Here is an 11,925-nt window from a genome sequence, read left to right as displayed (position 1 = left end):
CTGCAAAATCAGCGGGAAAATAAAAAAAGTAAAGCGTTAAATTAATTATACAAAATGATTAGCAAAATTTAAACAGGCTCTTATACCGATACTTTTCTTTACCTCAAAAAATCTTTTTCCGGCATTCAGCTTCCTTTTTATATCAGTTCAAAGAAATTTCTTTTCCCAATTTTTATCCTGATTTCCTTTAAAAGCTCAATTTCCTGATCCGGGTCCAGTATTTTAACCGTATTGATCTGAACTCCTCCGCTTTGAATCAGTCTCCGGACAGCAGATTTGCTGAGGTCATTCTTCAGCTGATGACAAAGTTCAAGAACTGTTGTTTTGTTTTGAGCATGATTGAGTGAATGAATGGAGACAGGCTCAAAGCTTTTCTCTTCAAAATTCTTATTCTGAAACTGATTATTGAAGAATTGTTCGGCATTTTCAGCTGCCGTTTCATCATGGTATTGACTGATGATGTTCTTTGCCACCAGCTTTTTAATATTCATAGGATTTTCACCCTTTTCCATTCTTGCTTTTAAGGCAGCTTTTTCTTCAGCTGAAAGATCAGTGGTAAGGTCGATAAATTCTTCAATAAGACTATCGGGAATCGACATGGTTTTGCCAAACATTTCGCCAGGCTCATCGGTCAGTCCGATAATATTGTTTAATGACTTGCTCATTTTTTCCTTTCCGTCAAGCCCTTTCAGCAAGGGCATACACATGACGATCTGAGCAGGCATCTGATGTACTTCCTGCAATTGCCTTCCCATGGTACAGTTGAAAAGCTGATCTGTACCGCCCATTTCAATATCACATTTGATCTGTACAGAATCAAATCCCTGAAGAATAGGATATACCAGCTCATGCATGGCAATAGGAGTATTCTCTGTAAATCTTTTATGGAAGTCATTACGGTGCATCAGCTGGGCTACCGTTACTTTAGAAAGCAATTGGATCACCTCTGAAAAACCCAGCGCATCAAGCCAGTCGGAATTGAATACAATTTTTGTTTTTTCAATATCAATGACTTTAGAAAGCTGGTTGATGTAAGTCTGTGCATTATGCTGTACCTCTTCTGCGCTTAAAGGCTTTCTTGCCTTGTTTTTCCCTGTAGGATCACCGATTCTTGCCGTAAAGCTTCCTACGACAATAATGATCTGATGTCCCAGATCCTGGAACTGTTTCAGTTTTTTGAGAACGACAGCATGACCCAGATGAAGGTCAGGAGCAGTTGGGTCAAAGCCAAGCTTGATGGATAGCTTTCTGTTTTCTTCTTGGGCTTGTGCCAGTTTTTCTTCCAACCCGTTTTCCGGGAGAATAATGGCTGCATTTTCTTTTAATGTATGGATCATGTTTACCAATTTTTTAAATGAAAAAGCCCGGACAGGTACTGTCCGGGCTCTATATATACGTTAGATTATTTAGTGGATTACAGATATAGAAAGTCTTCCCGAACGATAGCTCGGAGCGTAATATTCACTAAAGAAAGGAAGACGCAATATGCTGTTTAAATGTTTCATTTGTTCTAGTGCAAATATAACAGGTTTTCCTGTCATTCCAGTATTTAAACCATTAAGATGTAGTGTAAAGGTTATAACAAGATTTGTTTTTAGAAAAAACTTAACCGTTTACGAATCTTAATGGTTTAAAATAAAGGTTCAAAACAATTTTACTTGTCATTTTTTTAGCTAATTCCATGCCATAAATTATTTAAAACAGGCTTATATGTTTTTTATCATGAAAAGATTTCTTTTTGCATTTCCAGACACTGAAGAGGAAAATCTCTTTTTTACTGGTTTTCAAGCTTGATAATAGGACCTTTATAGAATTTCGTCTGATCATACAGATCTGCAAAATAATGCTGAAGATCAGGAATCACCTTTTCATCAAAATCTTGTGAGTTCAGCTGATGTTCTGCAAGCAGATATAAAGGCTGGTAATCGGATTTAAGATAATCAGAGAGAATATTTTCATGATCCTGTTCCCTGCTGGAAATTTCTGTGAAAAATATTCCGTAGATCAGAAATTGGTTGAAGCTTTGAGCGTCGGCAATATAGTCAAGATGTTGTTTCGACAGTTTTTCATAATCGGAGAGAATTTGTAGAAAATTTTCAGCATGATGGGTAGAGGGAATTTCATAAAAGAGATCTATACCGTTGATGAACAGCTGTGTTTTTGCTTCTTCATGATCTGTTGAATAGGTTTGGTTGAACCATGAGAAAATTTGTAAAAGCTCTTCCTGGGTAAGCTCTTCCACAGAATCCTTTACTTTATTTTTAATGATTTCAAGATGGGCTCTTGCATCAGGCTGCAGAAAGTTCAGAATATTTTCCTCTTCACGGCTGAGCTTATTGTACAAATTAATTTTGGCAATATTAGGATTGGTTTTGATGAAATAAAGTTCTTCTGCCATAGCTGTTTACCAAATAATTTTTATTAAAATGGTTATTTAAAGATACAAAATATGCAGTAATTTCATTCAAAAAGTGGTATGTATTGAATGGTAAACAGTTAATCTTTTATGCCTCCTTATGGTTGGTATGTTACATAAATATTTTAAAGCGTTTCATGCAGAGCAATCCTGTTTCCTTCTGAGTCTTCAAATTCTGCTACAGCGCATCCGTATTTTTCGTCAATCCTTTTAGGGTAGAGTATCTTCCCTCCGTGCTGAAGAACTTTTTCCAGCGTATCATCGATACTTGCTGTTTTAAAATAAATAATGACCCCGTCTTTGGTAGGCTGATATACATCACCTTTAGCCAGTGTACCGGTAATTCCGCTATTTTTTTCTTCAAAAGGAAATACTGCCATTTCGTAGTGATCGATGATCTCCTTTTCAAAACTGAAATTGAATACCGCAGAATAGAATACTTCAGCACGTTCAAGGTCAGTAACGGGAATTTCAAAATAGACAACAGGATTTGACGTGTTCATGTGCTTTATCTTTATTTGTTAAATAATGAAAGTTTTTTTATTTCCGGTTTAAAAACAATTTCTGCTGCTATTGATCTGATCAGGGATCTGGCAATGGAAAGAGGATGTTCCGGAAATTCCGGGTCATACTTTTCCAATTCAGATTTATTCATCGGTGTTCCCTGTTTAAAATCCGGATCATAAGGATCTTCAAACCAGTTGTTCATGCTTTCTCCATCAATTTCCACTTCACCATCTCCAATTAATCTGCTTGCGATAACGGCATCCCTCAGTCCTGTCATCCCGACTTCATTAGCCTGTATCCTTACAACATAGCTGCAGCTTTCAAAAGGAATGGTGATTGCCGCAACATAGATCATTCCGGTTTCCTGCTGAGGAATCTTGATAAGGGTCTTTACAGAGGGTATGTCATGGATCCGGATAATATCCGTTTCAATCGTACCTCCGTTGGAGGACGCTGCTATATTGCGGTAAAACTTTTTGAGATAATCGAGATCTTTTACCGTAGGAAGATCCGGTTCCTTATCAAAAAAGTGCAGGGCAATGAGAACAGATTGTTCAGGATTGACCCATCTTATGATGTGGCTGTCTTCAGAAATTTTATTCCATCCCTGATCAGGAAGGATTATTGAGTGAAGTGTAGCTTTACTTTTTTTCTTCTTCTTGAAAAATTTGAACATGGCTTGTGTTTTATTATTAAAGGTGGTTTAATTTAGTAATAATAAAATTTTTTAGGCAAAGAAAATCAACAAAATTTATTATGATTAAAAAAAAATAGATAGACTTATCTATTTTTTATATAGCTTTGTAAAAATTTTCAATATGAAAAAAGAAAAAGTACAGGACAGAATTATCAGAGTAGCTTCGGATCTGTTTTACAGACAGGGATATAATTCTACGGGGATCAACCAGATCATTGCGGAAGCAGATATTGCGATCGGTTCGCTGTACAATCATTTTTCATCCAAAAATGATCTTCTGCAGGCTTATCTGATCCGGGAGGAACTGAATTGGTTTGAAGGATTTGAAAAAAGCATTTCTCATATTCCCGAATCTGGCGACAAATTACTGGCGATTGTTGACTACCGGAAAAAATTGCAGCAATCTTCTAAATTTGCCGGCTGTCACTTTATTAAGATCATCTCTGAAATAGGAGAGGGAAATGCAGCCATCTCCGGGTTTGTAAAAAAACATAAAGACAAGCAAAAAGAGCTTATCCGGTCACTTGTAAAAGAGTGTAATGCAAATGCACTGCCTTCTGATATGGATTTGATAACTGAACATATTTTTCTGCTCATAGAAGGAGCAGTAGTAACGTCTACTATCAGTAAGCAGAGTGACTCTTTTGATCAGATAAAAAAAATGATTAAGGGCCTGATCTCTTAATTTTTTTACTATTAAAAAAATAGATATATCTATATAAAAATGAAACATAAGTATTTGAAATTGATTGTTGTATTGATGGGGCAGCTGCTTACCATTATGGATATTTTTATTATCAATGTATCGGTTCCTTCAATACAGCGGGATCTTCAGGCTTCCAATGGGGAAATGCAGTTTATGATTGCTGCTTATCTCATTGGATTTGCGTCATTTCTGATCACAGGAGGTCGAATGGGTGATTTATATGGCAGAAAAAAGATCTTCATTATAGGATTGCTGTTTTTTATGGTGAGTTCTGTGGCGTGCGGGTTATCATCCGGAGCGGTTCAGCTTATGGTTTCAAGGCTTATACAGGGGATAAGTGCTGCTATGATGGCTCCACAGGTACTTTCCATGATACAGATCCTGTTTCCGGCCCATGAAGAACGGACCAAAGCTATGGGATGGTATGGCATCACCATTGGGATAGGTACTGTTTCAGGACAATTCCTGGGTGGATATTTTTCATCATTACAAGTGTTGGAAGAACCATGGAGGCTGATCTTTCTGATCAATATTCCCGTTTGTCTGATCGCTGTTTTTTATAGTATCAGGCAATTGGATGAATCGAAGGTCATGGCCAAACAAAGCTTTGATATCAAAGGAGTTTTTTTACTATCACTTGGATTGTTCTGTTCTACCTATGCGCTGACGGCATCTGAGCAGGCTGGTCTGGATGCCCGGAATCTGCTGTTGGTTATTATTTCAGTCTGTATATTGGTGTATTTTGTGAAGGATCAGAAAGGCAAGCTGAAAAAAGAAGGCGCCTACCTTATCGATTTCGAACTCTTTCATTATAAAAATTTCAATCTGGGAATTGTGGCTGTTTCTTTCTTTTTCATTATGCTGGATTCCTATTTTTATATTCTTTCCCTGTTTTTTCAGGATGGTTTAAGGATCAGTCCTTTAGAAGCCGGGATCGTGATCGTTTTTCAGGGGCTGGGTTTTATATTGGCTTCTGTTTTTTCTGTAAAGCTGATTTTAAGATATGGAAAAAGAGCCCTGGTAGCGGGACTCATTTTCATCATGATAGTTCTTATTCTTCAAATTTTTCTATTCAGGATGCAGACCGGTTTTTATTTTTTCTGCCTGCTGCTGTTCTTACATGGTGTAGGGGTAGGCTCCGTCATTCCTTCCCTTGCCAATATTGCCTTGTCCGGCATGTCTGAAAAGCTTACGGGAAATGCTTCAGGAGTATATAATACGTTTCAGCAGGCTGCAGCGATCATCGGAATTGTTGCCGTAGGAAGCATTTTTTATTATTTTCTTGGGGACAAACCTCTGATACAGCATTATCATAAAGCCTTCTCAATAGCTGTGCTGATCAATATCCTCTGTATAATGATCGTAATACTTACGGTTTCCAGGGTACCTGACCATGTTTTACCCAAAAGAAAGATTTGTAGAATGAAAAGTCAGCGATCATCCATCAGTGAGTGAAAAGATTTTCAGGACAGTAAATATGCTTTTCAATTTAATGCAATGCTAAGGTTTCCTGGCCGTGGCTTTCAGTTCATCTAATGTTATTTTAGCAATGTCTCTGGTGATATCAGTCGGGGAATGGCAATCACAATTACTTAATCCGATCACATAAATATCTGTAGCGGGGATATAAACGGCCATGCTTTTGAATCCGAAAATACTTCCGCCATGTTCCCTGTCCGGAATACCGTTAATATCTTTCAGATGCCATCCGTATCCGTAAGAAAATTCCTCACCGCTGTTCAGCTTGTATTTTTGAAAAACCTTTTGTGTTTGTTCAGGGTTTAATAGAATATTTTGATTTAAAGCCTGCTGCCATTTCAGCATATCATCCACAGTAGACATCAATGAACCCGAAGAAAAGGGAACACTGAAGCTGATCACTGTCTTATTGACAAATCCATATTCTTTTTTATGATAGCCGTAAGCTCTTTTGGGAATTACTTTCCGATCAGATGCATAGTGAGAATGGGACATTCCTGCTTTGTTAAAAATATTTTTCTTAATGAAATTTTCATAGGTATCGCCGGAAATAAGCTCTATAAGGTATCCCAATACCACATACCCTGAATTGTTATAATCAAACCTTTCACCCGGTACAGAATCAACCGGTTCATTTTTGAAAAAATCTACCATGGTTTCCGGCTTCATTTCTTTTTGAGCTATGGTAGGCAATGTTTTTATTTTGGTAAAGTCTTTAATCCCTGAAGTATGGGTGAGAAGGTGATGAATAGTGATCTTATCTCCGTTAGGATAATCTTTGATATACTTTGAAACAGGATCACTGACATTGAGTTTTCCCTGCTGCTCAAGCATCAATACTGCTATTGCAGTAAACTGTTTGGTCATAGAGCCAATTTGAAAAACATTTTCGGGAGTCATATTGACATCAAGTTCCAGATTTGCTTTCCCAAAAGCTTTTCTATAAATATTTTTCCCATGCCGGGTTACCATAAAAACAGCTCCAGGCTCATTTTTATTTCCAAATTCTGTAAGGATAAGGCTGTCCATTTTCTTTTCATATCTTTTTGTATGTATTTGAGCATCAAGGATATTGTTGAAGAAAAAAAGCAGAATAAGGCCGGTTATAAGTTTTTTAATAATCATATTTATATACTTTGTTATACAAAGATATTAATTATTCCTATTACTATGTAATGCAATATAGTAATTTGTTTATTTTAGTATTCAAAAGTATAGCATTGATTTTCAGTTTTTAGAAAGTGACTTTATTTTTCTGCCGAGATCAATAACATCATCGGACGGCGGAGCTCTTCTTTCATTTCCGGAATCTCTTTCAGCATTTCCGGATTCGGTTCAGGCTCGATAATTTCTTTGATGCTGAAACCTTGCTTTAATAAAGTATTTAAATAGGAGGTTAAAGTCCTGTGGTATTTTATAACGTTTTCTCCTAAAAAGGTGGTGTTTCTTTTTCCTTCTATAAAATAACGGTCAACCGGCCAGCAGGTTTTATGGCCATTGGTGTCATAGATCCAGTCCTGGCTTCCTTCAGCAGTAAAAACAGGATGCTCTACCGAGAATATAAAATGTCCTCCGGAAGTCAGCCATCGATGGATATTTTGTACAAGAATATCAAATGACTCCACATAATGCAGGGTTAATGAACTGAGGATAATATCAAATGTATGTTCAGGGTAGCTGACATCTTCTAATGCTTTTCTTTCATATTGAATACCTTCCAGATTGTTGATCTCCTTAGCTTTGGTCAGCATTTTCTCAGAAATGTCAATTCCTACCACAGATTTTGCACCCGTTTCAATAGCATAACGACAGTGCCATCCGAATCCGCAACCGAGATCCAAAACATTTTTTTCTTTAAAATCCGGCAACATATTTTTCAGGGCATGCCATTCTCCGGCTCCTTCCAATCCCAGTTGGGAACGGAGCATTTTTTCATACTGATCAAAAAAAGCCGGGTTGTCGTATTTATTTTCTTTCATGGGATAGAATCTTTTTAAATTCTATTTTTGGTTTTCACGCATGGCTTTGATTAATCTGTCTGTTCTTTTATCTGCTCTCGCGTTGTTCAATGAGATGACGGCCCATATTGCGGCAGGTAGCCAGCCAATTAAAGTGATTTGTAAAATCAGGCAGATAATTCCTGTGATGACTTTTCCTCGGATTATGAAGGATAAAAATGGTAATAGAATGGCTAATAACATGGTTTTAAATTTTAATCAGTAATCAATTTTCAATGAGATTGAGGATCGAAATAAGCTTTAAAAGTAAGAGGATGCTCAGTTTTACCCTCAGCTTCATCAAGATATTCCAAATATTCCTCCTGATGCTGCTCCATATAAATAAGTACAATGGCCAGATTGACAAACAAATTTTTGTCGTCCGAACCTAAATGTAACGCTGTCTTTAAATAGTCTAAAGCCTTTTCGTTTTCTCCCATATCAGAATAAATAGCACCAATATTGATTAAAGCCGAAGTATTTTTAGGCTCAATAAGTAAAATTTCATCTAATTCTTTGACTAATAGATCATTTAAGCTATCCCAATGGTCTTCATTTTCCCATCTTTTAGCCTGGAGTTTTTTTACATTTTCTAATCTTGATGTTATAGTACTCATTATTTAAAAATTATAGAGTCGATGCTTTTTGTATGCAATTTACAGATTAATTTTGTACCTGTTTATTCCATAATTTTTCTGCATACGTTCTAATGAGTTTTTATAATCAAATATACCCTCAAATTATAATCAAATATACCCTCAAAATCTTTTTGAGTTAAGAAAAAAATCAGTTCTAAACTTTCTATTATCCAAATGCTCTCTTCAGCAAGCTTTCCACCTTCGGTTCACTTCCCCTGAAATCTTTGTACAGCTCCATAGGATCTTTTGTTCCGCCTGAAGAAAGAAGCACTTTATATTTAGCCGCGATTTCCGGATTAAAGATTCCGTTTTCTTTAAAATACTGAAAAGCATCCGCATCAAGGACTTCCGCCCATTTGTAAGAATAATATCCTGCAGAATATCCTCCCTGGAAAATATGGGAGAAACTCGGGCTCATTGCTGTTTGAGGATTGGTAGGATACAGGGCCGTAGCTTTGGTATATTTATCTTCAAACTCCTTTACACTCTCACGCTCTAGCTCTCCAGCCCTTGTATGGTAGTTCATGTCCAGAAGTCCGAAGCCTAATTGTCTCAAGGTCTGATAGCCTTCCATGAAGTTTTTAGACTGCTCGATCTTTTCGATTTTTTCGTCAGGAAGAACTTCTCCCGTTTTATAATGCCTGGCAAACGTTTTCAGGAATTCAGGTTCATAACAGAAATTCTCAAGGAACTGTGACGGAAGCTCCACAAAATCCCATTTTACAGAAGTTCCGGAAAGGGTAGGATATTGCGTGTTGGCCATCATGCCATGAAGAGCATGTCCGAATTCATGGAACAATGTAGTCACCTCCTGGAATGTCAGTAAGCTAGGAGTATCTTTCGTTGGTTTGCTGAAATTACAAACTATGGAAATATGCGGACGTGAATTTTCTCCGTTTTGTTTGTACTGGCTTTTGTAGCTTGTCATCCATGCTCCGGCTCTTTTCCCTTTTCTTGGGAAATAATCAACATATAGCAGGGATTTGTAAGTTCCGTTCTCTTTTACCTCATATACTTTTACCTCTTCATGGTATTTCGGAATATCATTTCTTTCTTCGAAAGTCAGACCGAACAGCTTTCCAGCCAGGCCAAAAACAGCATCCTGAACCTGATTTAACGGGAAGTAAGGTTTCAGTTCTTCGTCATTAAGGTCAAATTTCTGCTTACGAAGCTTTTCAGCATAGAAGGCATGGTCGTAGCTTTGCATATCTTCAATACCGTCAGCTTTTGCAAGAGATTTTAATTCTTCAATCTCTTTATCAGCATACGGTTTTGCCTTGGTTAATAATTCATTTAAAAAATCAAAAACCTTAACCGGAGATTTAGCCATTCTTTCTTCAAGAACAAAATCTGCATAGTCTTTATATCCTAAAAGGGTTGCTTTTTGCTGTTTTAAATGAAGAAGCTCCTTGATCAGGTTCTGGTTGTCATGTTCTCCGCCATCAAAGGATTTTTTCCCATTGGCTAATGCCAGCTCCTTTCTCAGTTCACGGTTTTCCGCATAGGTCATGAACGGAATATAGCTTGGATACTGTAAAGTCACTACCCAGCCTTCAAGACCTCTTTCTTTTGCTTCTTCGGCGTATTGCTCAATAATTGCTTCCGGAATTCCGGCCAGATCTTCTTTATTCGTGATGTGTTTGAAGTAAGCATTGGTAGAAGCGAGTACATTCTGTCCGAATTGTAAGGATTTTAAAGAAAGATCCATACTGATTTTCTTTAATTTTTCCTTGTCTTCGTCATTCAATAAAGCTCCGCTTCTTACAAAACCTTTGTAGGTTTCATTCAAAAGCATTTCCTGCTCTTCATTCAGGTTATATTTTTCCTTTTCATCATATACCTTTCTGATCTTGTTGAAAAGGGCTTCGTTTTGGGAGATTTTTGAAGAATATTCCGTTAGGATCGGAGAAACTTCCTGTGCGATCTGCTGAATCTCATCATTGGTCTCTGCAGAATTCAGGTTGAAAAATATATTGGATACCACATCCAGCTGCTCTCCTGAGTAGGCTAACGCTTCAATGACGTTTTCAAAGGTAGGAGCTGCAGGATCATTGACAATCGCATCTATTTCCGCTTCAGATCGTTGGATCAATTCTTTAAAAGCCGGAAGAAAATCTTCATTTTTAATGTCACTGAATGGTGCTGCGTGATATGGAGTATTAAATTTCTCTGTTAAAATATTCATTTTTCGATTTTTATATAAGGTAAATTTAATGATTCATCGGGAATCACAACTGAAATGCGCAAAAATAATGCCCGAATATCAAGGTATGACAAAAATACCTTATCTTTAAATAATCTTGTCATATGGAAAGTGGGAGTAATGCCGGAATATTTAATTTTGAGGACAGATTCATGCATCTTTTACAACAAAATAACCTTAAATAAAATAGACTATGAAAACACTCTTAAAATTCATCGGTATCATCATTCTGTTGGTGGTGATATATGCGGTAATCGCTATGCTGGCTTTCAGTAAAGATTATCATTATGAAAAATCTGTTGTGATCAATGCTCCCAAAGAAAAAGTGTGGCAGTATGCTGGTTCTTTAAAAGGATACAATACCTGGGATCCCTTTTCTAAAGAAATCAAAAACTTTTCTGTTACCTATTCCGGCGAAGGTCATACCATAGGAGATTCTTATCATTGGAAAGGAGATGACAGCGAAGGAGAGCAATCTATCACTGAGATTGTACCGAATGCAAAACTGGGTACCCAGCTTCATTTTATAAAGCCTTTCGAAGGAACTGCTAAAAGTAATATTGTACTGACACCTGAAGGAAGCGGAACAAAAGTAACCTGGATGATCGATAATGAACTAACCACTTTCATGAAGATCATGAAGCCTATGATGGATAGTAATATGGATAAAATGTTTGGTCAGGGACTGGAAGACCTGAAGAGATTGTCAGAAAAATAAATTGGAAGAGGCTGTCTCAAAAGTCCACCCTCTCTCGGACTCCTGTCTGACAACTTTTGTCATTTAAGGAATTCTCAGAGCGTTGGTTTACCTTTTGAGACAGCCTCTTATTTATTGATTAAAGTTCTTTTTTACCAATCTCGTTGATCGAATTATAGTTTCCTTCTCCTTTAGGATTAGGTCCGTATTCGTTTGGCCCGTGATCGCTGTCTGCAAATAACATCCATAATCCATAAAAAGGGATGAGCTGAAACCAGCCGGAGTTTCCTCTGTCATGGCATCTTTTCGCACCTTGTGCCAGAATGAACCAAAGAAATGGGATAAGTAAAATAAAGAAAAGTATCACAACGGTTCCTGACGGTTCGTTGCTTTGGAAATAAATATTGAAAGGCACAGAAAATACCAGATATATAAGGTATGATAATCCATATTCTGTTCTTCTGATTCTCCCATCAAATGAAAATGGTGCTTTAAACATGGTTTTTAGTTTTAAAAAGACAAATCTAGAAATATTTTTTTTAAAATAATGGAAGATTTTAAAGAGTTATTTTATGTTAAGTCAAA

Annotated in this window: 13 protein-coding genes; 3 read left to right on the top strand and 10 right to left on the bottom strand. The window is 36.9% G+C overall.

Annotated features, from left to right (window positions below; all coding sequences use genetic code 11):
* Positions 1-137: 137 nt before the first annotated feature.
* The 4 genes from tyrS to AC4IF5_RS12535 all read right to left on the bottom strand — a co-directional run bounded on the left by tyrS (position 138) and on the right by AC4IF5_RS12535 (position 3,599).
* Positions 138-1,337 (bottom strand): tyrosine--tRNA ligase, encoded by a 1,200-nt coding sequence (tyrS, locus tag AC4IF5_RS12550; RefSeq protein ID WP_490734988.1) that lies wholly within the window; start codon positions 1,335-1,337, stop codon positions 138-140.
* Between the two features lie 437 nt (positions 1,338-1,774).
* Positions 1,775-2,398 (bottom strand): hypothetical protein, encoded by a 624-nt coding sequence (locus AC4IF5_RS12545; protein ID WP_490734986.1) that lies wholly within the window; start codon positions 2,396-2,398, stop codon positions 1,775-1,777.
* Between the two features lie 143 nt (positions 2,399-2,541).
* Complete coding sequence (locus AC4IF5_RS12540; RefSeq protein ID WP_490734984.1) at positions 2,542-2,919, bottom strand: VOC family protein; 378 nt, start codon at positions 2,917-2,919, stop codon at positions 2,542-2,544.
* A gap of 11 nt (positions 2,920-2,930) precedes the next feature.
* On the bottom strand, positions 2,931-3,599 hold the full coding sequence (locus AC4IF5_RS12535) for a hypothetical protein (RefSeq protein WP_490734982.1): 669 nt from the start codon (positions 3,597-3,599) through the stop codon (positions 2,931-2,933).
* Positions 3,600-3,741: 142 nt separating this feature from the next.
* Between AC4IF5_RS12535 and AC4IF5_RS12530 the strand changes: the two genes are divergently transcribed.
* Positions 3,742-4,305, top strand: coding sequence for a TetR/AcrR family transcriptional regulator (locus AC4IF5_RS12530; RefSeq protein ID WP_490734980.1), 564 nt, complete (start codon positions 3,742-3,744; stop codon positions 4,303-4,305).
* A 39-nt stretch (positions 4,306-4,344) separates the two neighbouring features.
* Positions 4,345-5,781, top strand: a complete 1,437-nt coding sequence (locus AC4IF5_RS12525; protein ID WP_490734978.1) for an MFS transporter — start codon at positions 4,345-4,347, stop codon at positions 5,779-5,781.
* Between the two features lie 45 nt (positions 5,782-5,826).
* On the opposite strand, the gene AC4IF5_RS12520 is transcribed toward AC4IF5_RS12525, so the two are convergent.
* From AC4IF5_RS12520 to AC4IF5_RS12500, 5 genes are all read right to left on the bottom strand, one after another.
* Positions 5,827-6,930, bottom strand: coding sequence for a serine hydrolase domain-containing protein (locus AC4IF5_RS12520; protein WP_490734976.1), 1,104 nt, complete (start codon positions 6,928-6,930; stop codon positions 5,827-5,829).
* Positions 6,931-7,052: 122 nt separating this feature from the next.
* Positions 7,053-7,784 carry a class I SAM-dependent methyltransferase gene (locus AC4IF5_RS12515; RefSeq protein WP_490734974.1) on the bottom strand — a complete coding sequence of 244 codons (732 nt, stop codon included), beginning with the start codon at positions 7,782-7,784 and terminating at the stop codon, positions 7,053-7,055.
* Positions 7,785-7,805: 21 nt separating this feature from the next.
* Entirely contained in the window at positions 7,806-8,006 is a 201-nt protein-coding gene (locus AC4IF5_RS12510; RefSeq protein ID WP_490734972.1) for a YqaE/Pmp3 family membrane protein, read from the bottom strand.
* A gap of 29 nt (positions 8,007-8,035) precedes the next feature.
* On the bottom strand, positions 8,036-8,419 hold the full coding sequence (locus tag AC4IF5_RS12505; RefSeq protein ID WP_490734970.1) for a hypothetical protein: 384 nt from the start codon (positions 8,417-8,419) through the stop codon (positions 8,036-8,038).
* Positions 8,420-8,606: 187 nt separating this feature from the next.
* A complete protein-coding gene (locus tag AC4IF5_RS12500; protein WP_490734969.1) occupies positions 8,607-10,625 on the bottom strand; it encodes a M3 family metallopeptidase in 2,019 nt (672 codons plus the stop codon).
* 211 nt (positions 10,626-10,836) lie between these two features.
* On the opposite strand from AC4IF5_RS12500, the gene AC4IF5_RS12495 reads away from it, so the two are divergent.
* Positions 10,837-11,361 (top strand): SRPBCC family protein, encoded by a 525-nt coding sequence (locus AC4IF5_RS12495; RefSeq protein WP_490734967.1) that lies wholly within the window; start codon positions 10,837-10,839, stop codon positions 11,359-11,361.
* 118 nt (positions 11,362-11,479) lie between these two features.
* Here AC4IF5_RS12495 and AC4IF5_RS12490 read toward each other — a convergent pair whose 3' ends face one another.
* Positions 11,480-11,839, bottom strand: a complete 360-nt coding sequence (locus AC4IF5_RS12490; RefSeq protein ID WP_490734965.1) for a DUF805 domain-containing protein — start codon at positions 11,837-11,839, stop codon at positions 11,480-11,482.
* Positions 11,840-11,925 lie beyond the last annotated feature (86 nt).

The organism is Chryseobacterium sp. UF-290 (genome assembly GCF_058245615.1).
This window is presented reverse-complemented; position numbering and strand designations above follow the sequence as displayed.

Coding starts and splice junctions, on each gene's coding strand:
- tyrS (WP_490734988.1), bottom strand. CDS start 1,337: ATGATCCATACATTAAAAGAAAATGCAGCCATTATTCTCCCGGAAAAC.
- AC4IF5_RS12545 (WP_490734986.1), bottom strand. CDS start 2,398: ATGGCAGAAGAACTTTATTTCATCAAAACCAATCCTAATATTGCCAAA.
- AC4IF5_RS12540 (WP_490734984.1), bottom strand. CDS start 2,919: ATGAACACGTCAAATCCTGTTGTCTATTTTGAAATTCCCGTTACTGAC.
- AC4IF5_RS12535 (WP_490734982.1), bottom strand. CDS start 3,599: ATGTTCAAATTTTTCAAGAAGAAGAAAAAAAGTAAAGCTACACTTCAC.
- AC4IF5_RS12530 (WP_490734980.1), top strand. CDS start 3,742: ATGAAAAAAGAAAAAGTACAGGACAGAATTATCAGAGTAGCTTCGGAT.
- AC4IF5_RS12525 (WP_490734978.1), top strand. CDS start 4,345: ATGAAACATAAGTATTTGAAATTGATTGTTGTATTGATGGGGCAGCTG.
- AC4IF5_RS12520 (WP_490734976.1), bottom strand. CDS start 6,930: ATGATTATTAAAAAACTTATAACCGGCCTTATTCTGCTTTTTTTCTTC.
- AC4IF5_RS12515 (WP_490734974.1), bottom strand. CDS start 7,784: ATGAAAGAAAATAAATACGACAACCCGGCTTTTTTTGATCAGTATGAA.
- AC4IF5_RS12510 (WP_490734972.1), bottom strand. CDS start 8,006: ATGTTATTAGCCATTCTATTACCATTTTTATCCTTCATAATCCGAGGA.
- AC4IF5_RS12505 (WP_490734970.1), bottom strand. CDS start 8,419: ATGAGTACTATAACATCAAGATTAGAAAATGTAAAAAAACTCCAGGCT.
- AC4IF5_RS12500 (WP_490734969.1), bottom strand. CDS start 10,625: ATGAATATTTTAACAGAGAAATTTAATACTCCATATCACGCAGCACCA.
- AC4IF5_RS12495 (WP_490734967.1), top strand. CDS start 10,837: ATGAAAACACTCTTAAAATTCATCGGTATCATCATTCTGTTGGTGGTG.
- AC4IF5_RS12490 (WP_490734965.1), bottom strand. CDS start 11,839: ATGTTTAAAGCACCATTTTCATTTGATGGGAGAATCAGAAGAACAGAA.